The following is a 14287-nucleotide window of genomic DNA, read 5'->3' as shown; positions in this document are numbered from 1 at the left end:
CATCACTCGAACACAATACTCGGCACGGCGGCAGCAGCTGCACCACGCTCTTCGTTGACCCGGTCCCAGACCTTCGAAGCGATGTCGCGGTAGATTTTCGCCTCGGCGCCGTCGGGCTTCGAGACGACAACCGGCGTGCCGGCATCCGAGCTTTCGCGGATGCCCATCTCGAGCGGCACTTCGCCAAGGAAGGTGACGCCGAGACGCTCGGCCTCGCGGCGCGCGCCGCCATGACCGAAGATATCGTAGCGCTTGCCGGTGTCCGGGGCGATGAAATAGCTCATGTTCTCGACGATGCCGAGCAACGGCACGTCGACCTTCTTGAACATGTTGAGGCCTTTTCGCGCGTCGATCAGGGCCAGATCCTGGGGCGTCGAGACGATGACAGCGCCGGCCAGCGGCACCTGCTGGGCCATGGTCAGTTGCGCGTCGCCGGTACCGGGCGGCATGTCGACGACGAGCACGTCGAGACGGCCCCATTCGACCTCGCGCAGCATCTGCGTCAGCGCCGACATCACCATCGGGCCGCGCCAGATCATCGGCGTTTCCTCGTCGACGAGGAAACCCATCGACATCACCTTCAGGCCGTAATTCTCCATCGGTTTCAAGATCTTGCCGTCGACGGTCTGCGGCCGTCCGTGGATGTTGAGCAGCCTGGGCATGGACGGTCCGTAGATGTCGGCATCCAGCACGCCGACGCGCAGGCCGTTGGCGGCGAGGCCGAGCGCGATATTGACGGCGGTGGTCGACTTGCCGACGCCGCCCTTGCCGGACGCAACCGCGATGATTGCCTCGATACCGGGCACGCCACGCTTGCCCGAACTGTGCGAGGCGGGCGCGTGCGGAGCCGCACGCGGCGCGGCGGCAGCGGGCGCAGCCGGCGGAACGGGCCTCGGTGCGGGGCGCGACGGAACCGGCGCCTCCATGCCGCCGCCCTTCTTTTCGGCCGTCAGCGCGACGACCGCGCCTGCGATCCCGGGGATTGCCTTGACGACCCGCTCGGCGGCGGCGCGCAGCGGCTCCATTTCCTGGGCACGAGCGGCGGGAACGGTAATCGAGAAGAAGACCTTCCCGTCGGCGATGAAAATCTCCGAAACCATGCCGAGGTCGACGATGTTGCCGGTGAAATCCGGCCCGTTGACCGTCTTCAGACGCTCGGTGACGATTTCCTTGGTGACGGACATGGCAGTTTTTCCTTACGCAGCTTGCGCCTGAGATGCAGCTTGCACCTGAGATAATGCAGTTTCCGGACAGAACCAAGCCGTGGAGCAATGGCTGTCTTGGCGTGCCTGAAAAAAGCGGCGGGTCCTGTCGGATTTCATCCGCGCCAAACGTCTTCCAGATAATCGAGCGCCGATGCGGCCAACAATCAGGTCAAGCGACAGTCGTCAAACGATCGCGGCGACCTATTTCGGTGACCAGCACGGGCCGACAACCAGGAAAGGAGACCATCATGCTCGCAAACAGCAACGCAATGGCAAATCTGGCGGTAAGCGACCTGGCAAAGGCCAAGGCTTTCTACGAGGGAACGCTTGGCCTGCAACAGGTGCACGATGAGGGCGGCGAACTGATCGTCTACAAAAGTGGCGATACCACCCTCAACGTCTATCATTCCCAATTTGCCGGAACCAACAAGGCGACAGCGGTGACCTGGATGGTTGGCGACGGGATCGGCGATATCGTCAAGGCGCTGAAGTCGAAGGGCGTCGCCTTCGAGCACTATCAGATGCCGGGCCTGACACTGGAGGGCGATATCCACGTCGGTTACGGAATGAAGGTCGCCTGGTTCAAGGATCCAGACGGCAACATCCTGAACCTTGTGGACAGGTAGATTTCCTCACCTCACCTCGCCAGGCCAACCGCGAGGTAGGTGAGCGCCGAAATCAAAGCGGTGGCCGGCAGGGTGACGATCCAGGCAATGACGATATTGCCGGCAATGCCCCAGCGCACGGCCGAGACGCGGCGGGCGGCGCCGACGCCGATGATGGCGCCGGTGATCGTGTGCGTGGTCGATACGGGAACGCCGAGCCAGGTCGCGGCAAACAGCGTGATCGCCCCACCGGTCTCGGCGCAAAAACCCTGCATCGGGTTCAGCCGGGTGATCTTCGAGCCCATGGTGTGGACGATGCGCCAGCCGCCGAACAACGTACCGAGCGCCAGCGCCGTCTGACAGGTGAGCACGACCCACAGCGGCACATAGAAAGTCGCGCCGAGCATGCCTTGCGAATAGAGCAGCACGGCGATGATGCCCATGGTCTTCTGGGCGTCATTGCCGCCGTGCCCGAGGGAATAGAGCGAGGCGGAAAAGAACTGCATGACGCGGAAGGTGCTGTCGACCGCAAACGGTGTCTGGCGCACGAAGAGCCAGGAAACGGCAAGGATCAGGACAAGAGCCAGGATAAAGCCGGTCGCTGGCGACAAGACGATTGCCGCAACCGTCTTGCCAAGCCCTGTCCAGACGATGGCGCCCACGCCTGCCTTTGCCACACCGGCGCCGACCAGACCGCCAATCAGCGCGTGCGAGCTGCTCGACGGGATGCCGGCGATCCAGGTGACGATGTTCCAGACGATGGCGCCGACGAGCGCTGCAAAGATCACCGCCGGGGTGACGATGCTGACGTCGATGATACCCTTGCCCACGGTCTCGGCAACGTGGAGGCCGAAGAACATGAAGGCGATGAAATTGAAGAATGCCGCCCACAGCACCGCATATTGCGGCCGCAGCACGCGGGTGGAAACGATGGTGGCGATGGAATTGGCGGCATCGTGCAGGCCGTTGAGAAAGTCGAAGAACAGTGCGACGGCGACGAGGCCGGCCAGCACGGGAAAGGCAATGGTGGCTTCCATCACCTAGACATTCTCAATGACGATGCCGCTGATCTCGTTGGCGACGTCCTCGAAGCGGTCGACCACCTTTTCCAGCTGGCCATAAATCTCTGAGCCGATCATATAGGCCATCGGATCGCTGCTGCCGTGCTTCCTGAAGAGATCCTTCAGCCCTTGCTCATGCAGGTCGTCGGCCCGGCTTTCGACGCGCATTACCTCTTCGGCGATGGCGTTGAGGCGCACAGTATGCGTCGCGACCTTGCTGAGCAGCGGGATCGCCTCGGCCACCAGCTTGGCGGCGGCGACGATGACGCCACCCATTTCCTGCATCAGCGGATCGAACTCCTTGCGCTCGAACAGCTTCACCGTCTTGACCGTCTTGTGCATCATATCGATGGCATCATCCATCGACTGGATCAGGTCCTTGATGTCGCCGCGATCGAAGGGTGTGATGAAGGAGCGCCGCACCGCCAGCAGGACTTCCGCGGTGATCTGGTCGGCCTCATCTTCGAGATCGATGATTTTCTGGCACCAGAGGTCTATATCTCTGCCTTGGAGAAGCTGCTCCAGCGCCTCGGCGCCGCCGACCACGGTGCGGGAATGTCGTTCGAACAGGTCGAAGAAGCGATCTTCGCGCGGCAAAAGCTTGCGGAACCAGCCCAGCATGGTCGATCTCCCAGTTTCATCCACATAGCGCCGCATCGCGCCGCGGGAAACAGGTAGCCGGCTTAAAGGTGTGGATGCCGGGCAATTGTGCGTGGTGCTTGCGGTAGAGCACAATTTCCCCGACCTTGCAGCGAACGACCGGAAAGATCGCATGATCGACAAGCTGGAATTCTTCATCGCGCTCGCCAGGGAGGAGCATTTCGGCCGGGCGGCGGAGGTGTGCGGTGTCACCCAACCGACGCTCTCGGCCGGCATCAAGCAGTTGGAAGGCCAGCTTGGCGTCATGCTGGTTCTGCGCGGCTCACGCTTCCAGGGGCTGACGCCGGAGGGAAAACAGGTGCTGGTGTGGGCACGCCGCATCGTCGGCGACACCAGAACCATGCGCGAGGAAATGCGCGCGGCGCGCCACGGACTTTCCGGCCGTATCCGCATCGCCGCCATCCCGACGGCGCTCGCCATGCTGCCGCGGCTGACGACGCCGTTTCGCGAAAAGCATCCCGGCGTCACCTTTTCGGTGCTGTCGCGGACCTCGATCGAGGTGCTGTCGCTGCTCGGCAATTTCGACATCGATGCCGGGATCACCTATCTCGACAACGAGCCGCTGGGGCGGGTGACCAGCGTGCCGCTCTATGACGAGCGCTACCAACTGATCACCGCGATGGGAAATCCCTATTCCGACCGCGACAAAGTGACATGGGCGGAGCTCTCGAGCCTGCCGCTGTGTCTGTTGACGCCGGACATGCAGAACCGCCGCATCATCGATCAGCATCTGGCCGAAGCCGGCGTGCAGGTGCGACCGACGCTGGAATCCAATTCGATGATCGTGCTGTTTTCGCACATCCGCACCGGCAAATGGTCGTCGATCATGCCGCTCAACCTTGCGGAAACATTCGGCTTTTCCGAGCCGATCCGGGCCATTCCGATCATCGAGCCAGATGCCAGCCACACGGTCGGCCTGGTGGCGACACCGCGCGAACCGCACACACCTTTGGTCTCGGCGCTGCTGGACGAGGCAATGGCGCTGGCGGACGATTTCCACGCCAACCGTTCCGCTAGACAGAGTTAGCCAAACGGAACGATAGAAAATTTCTATCGTACAACGAAACCGCTTTATTGATTTCATAGGTTTTCTCTGGTTTCTTAAGCACTTAGCGATAAAGCGGCACGCGCATGTCGTTGTTCCAAAACAGCTTGATGCTCTTGGCCGATAGTATGGGTCGCTACGATAGGGAGGGCGCTGCATGACAATGCAGCCTGCAAGTACCGAGATTACGTCGCGCACGGCCGCGATCATCCAGGAGATGAAGGGCCTCGAAGGCCCATTGCTGCCGATCCTTCACGGCATCCAGGAAGAGTTCGGCCATGTGCCCAAGGATGCGCTGCCGGTCATCGCCGAGGCGCTGAACATTTCCAGGGCCGAGGTGCACGGCGTCGTCAGCTTTTATCATGATTACCGCAGCCACCCGGCAGGCAGGCATGTGCTGAAGCTCTGCCAGGCGGAATCCTGCCAGTCGATGGGTTCGGACGCCATCGCCGCCAAGCTGAAGCAATTGCTGGGCATCGGTTTCCATGAGACGACCCGCGACGGTTCGGTGACGCTGGAGCCGGTCTATTGTCTCGGCCTGTGCGCCTGTTCGCCCGCCGCAATGCTGGATGGCGAGGTGATCGGGCGGCTCGATGACGAGAAGCTCGACGAGATCGTTGCAGAGGTGCGCTCATGATCCCGCGTATCTACATTCCCGGCGATTCCGGTGCGCTGGCGCTTGGCGCCGAAAAGGTCGCCAAGGCGATCGCCGGCGAACTCGCCGAGCGCGGCATCGAAGCCAAGATCGTGCGCAACGGGTCGCGCGGCGCCTATTTCCTCGAGCCTATGGTCGAAGTCGCGACAGCCAATGGCCGCATCGCCTACGGGCCGGTCAAGCCGTCCGACGTCAAAAGCCTGTTCGACAGCGGCTTCCTCACCGGCGGCCACCACAAGCGCTGGCTGGGCACGCCGGACAAGATCCCCTTCCTGGCCAAGCAGACGCGGCTGACCTTCGCGCGCTGCGGCGTCACGGATCCGCTTTCGCTCGAATCCTACAAGAAGCATGGCGGGTTGAACGGACTGACGAACGCGCTGGCGCTGACGCCTGCCGCCATCGTCGCCCAGGTTACCGAGTCGGGCCTGCGCGGGCGCGGCGGCGCCGGCTTCCCGACCGGCATCAAATGGAAGACGGTGCTCGATACCGTTGGCGACCGTAAATACATCGTCTGCAACGCCGACGAGGGCGATTCGGGCACCTTCGCCGACCGCATGATCATGGAGGGCGATCCCTTCGTGCTGATCGAAGGCATGACGATCGCCGGTATAGCCACGGGCGCGACGAAGGGCTTCGTCTATGTCCGCTCGGAATATCCGCATGCGGTGGCGGTGATGAACAAGGCCGTCGAGATCGCCCGCAAGGCTGGCGTTCTTGGCGCCAGCGTGCTGGGCTCACCCTACGCTTTCGACATGGAGATCCGGGTCGGCGCCGGCGCCTATGTCTGCGGCGAGGAGACGGCGCTGCTCGATTCGCTCGAGGGCAAACGCGGCATGGTTCGGGCAAAGCCGCCACTGCCGGCGCATAAGGGGCTGTTCGGCAAGCCGACGGTGATCAACAACGTCATCTCGCTGGCCTCGGTGCCTGTCATCATGGACAAGGGTGCGGCCTACTACAAGGATTTCGGCATGGGCCGCTCGCGCGGCACGATCCCGATCCAGATCGCCGGCAACGTCAAATATGCCGGTCTGTTCGAAGCCGCTTTCGGCATGACGCTGGGCGAGATCGTCGACGAGATCGGCGGCGGCACGGCCACGGGGCGCCCCGTCAAGGCCGTGCAGGTCGGCGGGCCGCTCGGCGCCTATTTCCCGCGCGCGCTGTTCGACACGCCATTTGATTATGAAGCCTTCGCCGCCAAGGACGGGCTGATCGGCCATGCCGGCATCGTGGTGTTCGACGACACCGCCGACATGCTGAAACAGGCGCGCTTTGCCATGGAGTTCTGCGCCATCGAAAGCTGTGGCAAATGCACGCCCTGCCGCATCGGCTCGACGCGCGGGGTTGAGACCATCGACAGAATAGTTGCGGGCATTGAGCCGGAGAAAAACCTCGCTCTGGTCACCGACCTCTGCAACACGATGAAGTTCGGTTCGCTCTGCGCGCTGGGCGGCTTCACGCCCTACCCTGTGATGAGCTCGATCACCCATTTCCCCGACGACTTCAAGCCAGCGCCCGTGCGCGTGGCTGCCGAATAGGAGCTGGCAGATGAACATCAAGGCCGACTTCCCCTCCCTCGTCGAAGAGATCGACTACGGAACCCCCCAATCGAAGGCGCAGAAGCAGGTCACGCTGAACGTCGACGGGCGCAGCATCACCGTGCCGGAAGGCACCTCGATCATGCGTGCGGCCATGGAGGGCGGGGTCGAGATCCCGAAGCTTTGCGCCACCGACATGCTGGACTCCTTCGGTTCGTGCCGTGTCTGCCTTGTCGAGATCGAAGGACGTGGCGGCACGCCGGCGTCCTGCACGACGCCCGTCGGCGAAGGCATGATCGTGCGCACGCAGACCGAGCGGCTCGACGCCATTCGCCGAGGCGTCATGGAACTCTACGTCTCCGACCATCCGACCGGCTGGAACGAACAGGCCGGAACCGGCGCCAGCGAGTTCGATGCAGTGGCGAAGTCGATCGGCCTGATCGAGAACCGCTACGGCATCGAAGGTCGCAACCACGTCAAGCCGGAAGGTGGCGTGGCGCCCGGCCATGGCTCGCTGGCGGTCGACTACATCGCCCGCGACGAGTCCAACCCCTATTTCACCTATGATGCCTCGCAATGCATCGTCTGCTCGCGCTGCGTGCGGGCCTGCGAAGAGGTGCAGGGCACCTTCGCGCTGACCATCGAGGGACGAGGCTTCGAATCCCGGGTTTCGGCGGGGATGCACGAGGCGTTCATCGATTCGGAATGCGTGTCCTGCGGCGCCTGCGTCCAGGCCTGTCCAACCGATGCGCTGCGTGAGAAGACGGTGCTTGCCAAGGGCCTGCCGGAGCGCTCCGCCGTCACCACCTGTGCCTATTGCGGCGTCGGCTGCTCATTCAAGGCCGAGGTGAAGGGTGACGAAGTCGTTCGCATGATGCCCTATAAGGAGGGCAAGGCGAACCACGGCCATTCCTGCGTCAAAGGCCGTTTCGCCTATGGCTACGCCACCCACAAGGACCGCATCCTGTCGCCGATGATCCGGGAAAAGATCACCGATCCCTGGCGCGAGGTGAGCTGGGAAGAGGCTATCGCCCACACGGCCAAGGAGTTCCGCCGCATCCAGTATCAGTATGGACGCACTTCGATCGGCGGCATCACCTCGTCGCGCTGTACCAACGAGGAGACCTACCTCGTCCAGAAGATGGTGCGGCAGGGTTTTCGCAACAACAATGTCGATACCTGCGCACGCGTCTGCCATTCGCCGACGGGCTACGGGCTCGGCCAGACCTATGGCACCTCGGCCGGCACGCAGGATTTCGATTCCGTCGACTTCACCGACGTCGCCGTCATCATCGGCGCCAACCCGGCTTCCGCTCACCCGGTGTTCGCCTCGCGGCTGAAGAAGCGGCTGCGCCAGGGCGCCAAGCTGATCGTGCTCGATCCGCGCCGCACCGAGATGGTCAAGTCGGCCCATATCGAAGCGGATTACCACCTGCCGCTGAAGCCCGGCACCAATGTGGCCGTGCTGACGGCGCTGGCGCATGTGATCGTCACCGAGGGCCTGTTCGACGAAGCCTTCATCCGCGAACGCTGCGACTGGACGGAGTTCCAGGATTGGGCATCGTTCGTCGCCTTGCCGGAAAACAGCCCCGAAACCGTCGGCAAATTGTCCGGCGTCGATCCCGAGCTGATCCGGGGGGCCGCCCGCCTCTACGCCACCGGTGGCAACGGCGCGATCTATTACGGCCTCGGCGTGACGGAACACAGCCAGGGTTCGACCACGGTGATGGCAATCGCCAATCTCGCCATGGCCACCGGCAATATCGGCCGGCCCGGCGTCGGCGTGAACCCGCTGCGCGGCCAGAACAATGTGCAGGGCTCGTGCGACATGGGCTCCTTCCCGCACGAACTGCCCGGATATCGCCACATCTCCGGCGAAGCCGTGCGCGACATCTATGAGACCCTGTGGGGCGTGAAGCTGGACGACGAACCCGGCCTGCGCATCCCCAACATGCTCGACGCCGCCGTCGACGGCAGCTTCAAGGGCATCTACATCCAGGGCGAGGACATTCTGCAGTCCGATCCCGACACCAAGCATGTCGCCGCCGGCCTTGCCGCGATGGAATGCGTCGTCGTGCACGACCTCTTCCTCAACGAGACGGCGAACTACGCGCATGTCTTCCTGCCGGGCTCGACCTTCCTGGAGAAGGATGGCACCTTCACCAACGCCGAGCGCCGCATCAACATGGTGCGCAAGGTTCTTGAGCCGAAGGCGCGCTACGCCGATTGGGAGGCGACGCAGGAACTTGCCCGCGCGATCGGGCTGGACTGGAACTATCAGCATCCCTCGCAGATCATGGACGAGATCGCGATGACGACGCCGAGCTTCGCCGGCGTCTCCTTTGAGCTGCTCGACCGTGTCGGATCCGTGCAATGGCCCTGTAACGAGAAGGCACCGCTCGGCACCCCGATCATGCACATCGACGGGTTCGTGCGCGGCAAGGGCAAGTTCATCCGGACCGAATATGTGGCGACGGACGAAAGGACGGGGCCGCGCTTCCCGCTGCTGCTCACCACCGGCCGCATCCTGTCGCAGTACAATGTCGGCGCGCAGACCAGGCGCACCGACAACAGCATGTGGCACTCGGAGGACCGGCTAGAGATCCACCCGCACGATGCCGAGAACCGCGGCTTGCGCGACGGCGACTGGGTCCGGCTGACGAGCCGCTCGGGCGAAACGACGCTGCGCGCGCTGATCACCGACCGGGTGTCGCCCGGTGTGGTCTACACGACGTTCCACCATCCGGACACGCAGGCCAACGTCATCACCACCGACTTCTCGGACTGGGCGACGAACTGTCCGGAATACAAGGTGACGGCGGTGCAGGTCGGCGCCTCCAACGGACCGTCGGAATGGCAGCGCGACTATGACGAGCAGGCCAAGCAGAGCCGGCGCATCGCGAAGCTGGAAGCGGCGGAATAGCTTTTGGGAACCTCGCTTTCGATAAAATGAGGGCGACGTTGCAATGACGGAGGAACAAAGGTGACTCGAAAGGAAGCCTACGAAATGCTCCTTCGCCTTTGTGAGAAGCAAGGCGCCGATCTGGATCGCTTCCTAAGTGATATTCAGGGACATGCTGCCAAAGAGGATTTCGAAAAGCTTCGGAGCATCGTCGGCAAGATAATGGGCAACGGACACTACGAGGCGTTTGAAGCCATTGCCCATGATGTTCCCGAATTGGCGCCTGTTTGGATGAAGCGAACCTGATGCGTACCCGCCAGCCTCTCAGCCAAATTTCCCGCTTGGCGCATCGCGCCAGCGGCACGGCTGCTGCCGACCGCATGGTGCCGGAAGAGACGCCGGTGGCGTTCTCCTTTGCCGGCACCACCCACGCCGTGATGATGGCGAGCCCGGCCGACTTCGAGGATTTCGCGCTCGGCTTCTCGCTGACCGAAGGCATCATCTCGTTACCGGATGAGATCGAAGCGATCGAGGTCGAGGACCATGGCGCCGGCATCGACATCCAGATCCGGCTGAAGGACCGAGCCAACACTCGTTTTGAAGCGCGGCGGCGAAGGCTCGCCGGCCCGGTCGGCTGCGGGCTCTGCGGCATCGAATCGATCGAGGAAGCAATGCGCTCGGTCGATGCGGTTGGTGCTTCAAAGCTTACGCTTGATGCCGACGACATTGTCCGTTCGGTCAAGCTTCTGTCGAAAGTGCAGCCGCTGCACACCGAGACCGGAGCCGTGCACGCCGCCGGCTTCTATGTACCTGGCAAGGGCATCGTCATGGCGCGCGAAGATGTCGGCCGTCACAATGCGCTCGACAAGCTGGCCGGCGCGCTGGCCAAAGCCCGCATCGACGGCGCATCCGGTGCTGTCGTGGTGACATCCAGGGTTTCGGTTGAAATGGTGCAGAAGACGGCTTCTATCGGCTCGGCCTTCATCATCGCCGTCTCGGCGCCGACCGCACTTGCCATCCGCACGGCGCAAGAGGCCGGCATGACGCTGGTGGCGCTGGTTCGCGGCGACGATTTTGATATTTTCACCCACCCCGACCGGGTGGTTTGCGGAGTTGCCAAGCATGTCGCATGACGAAGAACACATTATGAGCACCGCCGACAAGCTGGTGCGCATGGCAAACCAGATCGCCGATTTCTTCCATTCCAAGCCGCGCGAGGAAGGCATTGCCGGCGTCGCCGAGCACATCAACAAGTTCTGGGAGCCGAGGATGCGGCGGCAGTTCTTCGAAATGCTGGACGACGGCACCGGGAACTTCAACGAGTTGGTGGTGGCCGCCTCCGCCAGGATCAGGCGGCCGATCACGCCGGCTGCGGCCGACCTCAAACTCGGACTCGAGCCCTCCCCTGCCGATGTCGCCGCCTCGCAGGAATAGTCGCCAAGCCGCGCCGGCTTATATTCTCCATCGCTAAAGTTTAGCTGCGGCAATCTGCGCTGTTCTGCTATGGTTTGACGACCAGAAATCGTCAGGCCGGGGTGGAAATCTCGTGAGGCCGATCGAGACGCGATACGCCCGTAGCGGCGATGTGCGGATCGCCTATCAGGTGGTCGGGCAGGGATCGTTCGATCTCGTCTTCGTGCCGGGTTTCATTTCCAACCTCGACCTGCACTGGGAAGACGAGGGCTATACCAGGCTCTTGAAGCGGCTTTCGGCATTCTCGCGGCTGATCCTGTTCGACAAGCGCGGCACCGGTCTTTCCGACCGCGTCGACGCGCATAACCTGCCCAGTCTCGAAACGCGGATGGACGATGTGCGCGCGGTTATGGACGCCGCCGGCAGCGGCCGTGCAGCCCTGCTCGGCTCCTCCGAAGGCGCGCCGATGGCGATGCTGTTCGCCGCCACCTATCCGGAGCGGACGCGAGCTCTGGCGCTCTATGGCGGCTATGCGCATTTCCACAAATGGGTGATGTCGCGCGAACGCCTCGACGCTTTCATCGAGATGGCGGAGACAGCCTGGGGCACCGGCGCCACGCTGCCCCATTTCGCGCCGAGCCGGGTCGACGACGCGCATTTCGCTCAGTGGTGGGCACGTTTCGAACGATTATCGGCGAGCCCGACTTCGGCGGCGGCGCTGTGGCGCATGAACGCCGACGTCGACATCCGCCATATCCTGAGCGTGATCAGCGCGCCGACGCTTGTGATACATCGCCGCAACGATGCGCGGGTCGACCCCGATGCCAGCCGCTTCCTTGCGCAAAAGATTCCCGATGCCCGGCTCGTCGAGATTCCGGGACGCGATCATCCGATCTGGACCGGCGATGTCGATGGGGTGGCCGACTTGATCGAGGAATTCCTGACCGGCGAGCGCGCCGTAGGCGAAGTGGACCGTGTGCTGGCGGCGCTGCTGGTGACACGCATCTACGACACGGCGCGGCTCGGCGACCGCATGTGGAGCGAACGCAGCCAACGCTTTCAGGAAACCTGGCAGCTGCTGGTCGGGCGCCATGGCGGGCGCTCTGTGGGCCTGCAGGGCGAGTTGATGATTTCGCGCTTCGATGGCCCGGCACGCGCCATTCGCTGCGCGGCGGCGCTGCGCGAGGCGGCGCAGGAAATCGGCGTGGCAAGCGCGCAAGGGGCGCATGTCGGCGAGATCGAAGTGCGCGGTCCGCCCGTTGGGATGACGGCGCGGGTGGCGATGCAACTAGCCGCCCATGCCGGCCGCGGCGACATTATCGCGTCGCGTCTGATCGCCGATCTAGCGGCTGGGTCGGGCCTGCATTTCACCGACGCCGGGCGCATCAGCGTCGACGAGTTGGAGGAGCCGTTGGCGCTGGTCCATGCGACGTCCGAACAACACCTGGAACCCGCCTGCCGGCCCAAACCCAAGGCTGCCGAGCCTGCCGCATTGACGGCGCGCGAAACCGAGGTGGTGAGCCTCGTCGCCGACGGCAAGAGCAATGCCGCGATCGCCGCCGAATTGAGGCTGAGCGAACACACGGTCAAGCGCCATGTCGCCAACATACTGCTCAAGCTGGACCTGCCGTCGCGGGCGGCGGCGGCGGCGTTCTCAGTCAGGCACCCTGGCCCGCACGGGCCATGAGAGCCATGGCGCTTTCGGGCGAAGCGGCCAAGGGCGGCTAGGCGCTATCAATTCTCCCATGCAGGCCAGGCGGATGTCGCCGGAAAGGTGCTGCGAACGGAGGAGGAAATGCTGACGTCGAACCAAACACTCAAATCGCTTGTGATAGCGGCAGGCATTGGAGCGCTGTTCGCCATCGCTCCGGCAAAGGCCGAGGATGCGTCCGCGGCGGCGACCTACAAGGACATTGAGGCGACGCTCGGCTCGGTGCCGGACATGTTCAAGACGTTGCCGGATGTGGCCGTCGCCGGCGCCTGGGCCGAGATCAAGGGCGTGCAGCTCAACCCGAAGACGGCGCTTGACGGCAAGACCAAGGAACTGCTGGGCCTCGCCGTCGCAGCACAAATCCCGTGCCAGTATTGCATCTATTTCCACACCGAGGCGGCCAGGCTCAACGGCGCCAGCGACGAGGAGATCAAGGAGGCGGTGGCGATGTCCGCGATCGTGCGCCACTGGTCGACGATGCTCAACGGCAGCCAGGTCGATCTGACGACCTTCAAGAAGCAGGCCGACGACGTGTTCGCGGCCGTCAAGGCGAAGTCGCAGTAAAAACCACTGCCTGGCGACAAGCGCCGGGCAGCACTTCGACCATCAACCGCCCGGAAGACGGGCCAATGGAGAATGACATGCTGACCAAGACCCAAACAGTGGATGGCGCGGCGATCAAGAAGGCCATCGAAACCCGTGATGGAAAGATGCTGTCGAGCTTCTACGCCGACGACGCGCTGGTGCGGGTGATCGACCGCAACAACCCGCCGAGCAAGCCGCGTGAAATCCGCGGGCGCGCCGCGATCACCACATTCTGGGACGACATCTGCAGCCGCGCGATGACCCACAAGGTCGATACCACCATCGCCGACGGCGACAGTCTCGCCTTCACCCAGGCCTGCGCCTATCCGGACGGCACCAAGGTGTTCTGCGCGGCGATGCTGGAGCTGAAGGACGGGCGGATCGCAAGGCAGACCGTCGTGCAGGCCTGGGACGAGTAGACCAACAGCCGGTGGATCAATCGCGGCCTGGGCCGCAAAGCTGGAGGAGAAGACGATGTTCAGCGCCAGATGGCAGATCGACGCCAAGTTCGGGCACAAGCAGACCGTGCTCGACCTGTTGAAGAAATGGGAACGCGAGATCGGCTCGCAGGTCGGCCTCGACGAGCTGGAATTCCAGATCATGACCGGTTCGATCGGCGCGCGGGAGGCGACGGTCGAGTCCCATCACCAGGTCGAAAGCCTGGCCCAGTTGGAGGCGTTCTTCGCCAAGATCGGCAAGATCGACGGGCATGCAAAATGGGGCAAGGAGATCGAGCCCTATGTCGTGTCGGGCACCAGCCTGTGGAATATTTATCGCGTTGTGGAGTAGCGACTCTTCTCCCCGTGAACGGGGAGAAGAGAAAATAGCCACGCCCGGCCCTACGCAGGCTCCGGGCGTTCGAAGCTCGAAAAGCCAAGCAATTGGCTTTTCGTCCGCTACGCGGACCACC

Annotated in this window: 15 protein-coding genes; 12 read left to right on the top strand and 3 right to left on the bottom strand. The window is 63.3% G+C overall.

All coding sequences use genetic code 11. The features are described 5' to 3' along the window. Positions 1-2: 2 nt before the first annotated feature. The gene (locus NKI69_RS01005; protein ID WP_352439705.1) at positions 3-1184 is read right to left on the bottom strand and encodes an Mrp/NBP35 family ATP-binding protein; all 1182 of its coding nucleotides are present in this window, start codon (positions 1182-1184) and stop codon (positions 3-5) included. Between the two features lie 269 nt (positions 1185-1453). On the opposite strand from NKI69_RS01005, the gene NKI69_RS01000 reads away from it, so the two are divergent. Then, positions 1454-1831 carry a VOC family protein gene (locus NKI69_RS01000; protein WP_352719607.1) on the top strand — a complete coding sequence of 126 codons (378 nt, stop codon included), beginning with the start codon at positions 1454-1456 and terminating at the stop codon, positions 1829-1831. An 11-nt stretch (positions 1832-1842) separates the two neighbouring features. On the opposite strand, the gene NKI69_RS00995 is transcribed toward NKI69_RS01000, so the two are convergent. Then, entirely contained in the window at positions 1843-2847 is a 1005-nt protein-coding gene (locus NKI69_RS00995; protein WP_023811692.1) for an inorganic phosphate transporter, read from the bottom strand. 3 nt (positions 2848-2850) lie between these two features. Continuing rightward, entirely contained in the window at positions 2851-3492 is a 642-nt protein-coding gene (locus NKI69_RS00990; RefSeq protein ID WP_352719605.1) for a DUF47 family protein, read from the bottom strand. 151 nt (positions 3493-3643) lie between these two features. Here NKI69_RS00990 and NKI69_RS00985 point away from each other — a divergent pair, with 151 nt between their 5' ends. The 11 genes from NKI69_RS00985 (at position 3644) to NKI69_RS00935 (ending at position 14166) form a co-directional block, all read left to right on the top strand. Continuing rightward, positions 3644-4558: a LysR family transcriptional regulator gene (locus NKI69_RS00985; RefSeq protein ID WP_027039670.1), complete on the top strand. Its 915-nt coding sequence runs from the start codon at positions 3644-3646 to the stop codon at positions 4556-4558. A 175-nt stretch (positions 4559-4733) separates the two neighbouring features. Further along, the gene (locus NKI69_RS00980; protein WP_023811689.1) at positions 4734-5213 is read left to right on the top strand and encodes a formate dehydrogenase subunit gamma; all 480 of its coding nucleotides are present in this window, start codon (positions 4734-4736) and stop codon (positions 5211-5213) included. After that, complete coding sequence (locus NKI69_RS00975) at positions 5210-6766, top strand: formate dehydrogenase beta subunit (RefSeq protein ID WP_352719603.1); 1557 nt, start codon at positions 5210-5212, stop codon at positions 6764-6766. The genes NKI69_RS00980 and NKI69_RS00975 overlap by 4 nt, the downstream gene beginning before the upstream one ends. A 10-nt stretch (positions 6767-6776) precedes the next feature. Next, the gene (fdhF, locus tag NKI69_RS00970) at positions 6777-9689 is read left to right on the top strand and encodes a formate dehydrogenase subunit alpha (protein WP_352719601.1); all 2913 of its coding nucleotides are present in this window, start codon (positions 6777-6779) and stop codon (positions 9687-9689) included. Between the two features lie 84 nt (positions 9690-9773). Beyond that, entirely contained in the window at positions 9774-9974 is a 201-nt protein-coding gene (locus NKI69_RS00965) for a thioredoxin domain-containing protein (RefSeq protein WP_155930580.1), read from the top strand. Then, positions 9974-10801, top strand: a complete 828-nt coding sequence (gene fdhD, locus NKI69_RS00960) for a formate dehydrogenase accessory sulfurtransferase FdhD (protein WP_128304839.1) — start codon at positions 9974-9976, stop codon at positions 10799-10801. The genes NKI69_RS00965 and fdhD overlap by 1 nt, the downstream gene beginning before the upstream one ends. Next, the gene (locus tag NKI69_RS00955) at positions 10791-11102 is read left to right on the top strand and encodes a formate dehydrogenase subunit delta (protein ID WP_352610808.1); all 312 of its coding nucleotides are present in this window, start codon (positions 10791-10793) and stop codon (positions 11100-11102) included. The genes fdhD and NKI69_RS00955 overlap by 11 nt, the downstream gene beginning before the upstream one ends. Positions 11103-11214: 112 nt before the next feature. After that, on the top strand, positions 11215-12768 hold the full coding sequence (locus tag NKI69_RS00950; protein ID WP_352719599.1) for an alpha/beta fold hydrolase: 1554 nt from the start codon (positions 11215-11217) through the stop codon (positions 12766-12768). A 108-nt stretch (positions 12769-12876) separates the two neighbouring features. Then, a complete protein-coding gene (locus tag NKI69_RS00945) occupies positions 12877-13356 on the top strand; it encodes a carboxymuconolactone decarboxylase family protein (RefSeq protein WP_023811682.1) in 480 nt (159 codons plus the stop codon). Between the two features lie 77 nt (positions 13357-13433). Next, on the top strand, positions 13434-13796 hold the full coding sequence (locus tag NKI69_RS00940; RefSeq protein WP_023811681.1) for a nuclear transport factor 2 family protein: 363 nt from the start codon (positions 13434-13436) through the stop codon (positions 13794-13796). Positions 13797-13851: 55 nt separating this feature from the next. Beyond that, a complete protein-coding gene (locus tag NKI69_RS00935; RefSeq protein ID WP_023811680.1) occupies positions 13852-14166 on the top strand; it encodes a hypothetical protein in 315 nt (104 codons plus the stop codon). Positions 14167-14287 lie beyond the last annotated feature (121 nt).

This window comes from Mesorhizobium sp. M0491, from assembly GCF_040321265.1.
Taxonomy (GTDB): domain Bacteria; phylum Pseudomonadota; class Alphaproteobacteria; order Rhizobiales; family Rhizobiaceae; genus Mesorhizobium.
The sequence above is the reverse complement of the archived record's forward strand: the minus strand, read 5'-3'. Positions and strand labels throughout refer to the sequence as shown.

Bases quoted from the DNA above. Each gene is read 5' to 3' on its own strand.
- NKI69_RS00945 (WP_023811682.1), top strand. From the start codon at position 12,877: ATGCTGACGTCGAACCAAACACTCAAATCGCTTGTGATAGCGGCAGGC.
- NKI69_RS00990 (WP_352719605.1), bottom strand. From the start codon at position 3,492: ATGCTGGGCTGGTTCCGCAAGCTTTTGCCGCGCGAAGATCGCTTCTTC.
- NKI69_RS00985 (WP_027039670.1), top strand. From the start codon at position 3,644: ATGATCGACAAGCTGGAATTCTTCATCGCGCTCGCCAGGGAGGAGCAT.
- NKI69_RS00940 (WP_023811681.1), top strand. From the start codon at position 13,434: ATGCTGACCAAGACCCAAACAGTGGATGGCGCGGCGATCAAGAAGGCC.
- NKI69_RS00995 (WP_023811692.1), bottom strand. From the start codon at position 2,847: ATGGAAGCCACCATTGCCTTTCCCGTGCTGGCCGGCCTCGTCGCCGTC.
- NKI69_RS00975 (WP_352719603.1), top strand. From the start codon at position 5,210: ATGATCCCGCGTATCTACATTCCCGGCGATTCCGGTGCGCTGGCGCTT.
- NKI69_RS00935 (WP_023811680.1), top strand. From the start codon at position 13,852: ATGTTCAGCGCCAGATGGCAGATCGACGCCAAGTTCGGGCACAAGCAG.
- NKI69_RS01005 (WP_352439705.1), bottom strand. From the start codon at position 1,184: ATGTCCGTCACCAAGGAAATCGTCACCGAGCGTCTGAAGACGGTCAAC.
- fdhF (WP_352719601.1), top strand. From the start codon at position 6,777: ATGAACATCAAGGCCGACTTCCCCTCCCTCGTCGAAGAGATCGACTAC.
- NKI69_RS00955 (WP_352610808.1), top strand. From the start codon at position 10,791: ATGTCGCATGACGAAGAACACATTATGAGCACCGCCGACAAGCTGGTG.
- NKI69_RS00965 (WP_155930580.1), top strand. From the start codon at position 9,774: ATGCTCCTTCGCCTTTGTGAGAAGCAAGGCGCCGATCTGGATCGCTTC.
- NKI69_RS01000 (WP_352719607.1), top strand. From the start codon at position 1,454: ATGCTCGCAAACAGCAACGCAATGGCAAATCTGGCGGTAAGCGACCTG.
- fdhD (WP_128304839.1), top strand. From the start codon at position 9,974: ATGCGTACCCGCCAGCCTCTCAGCCAAATTTCCCGCTTGGCGCATCGC.
- NKI69_RS00980 (WP_023811689.1), top strand. From the start codon at position 4,734: ATGACAATGCAGCCTGCAAGTACCGAGATTACGTCGCGCACGGCCGCG.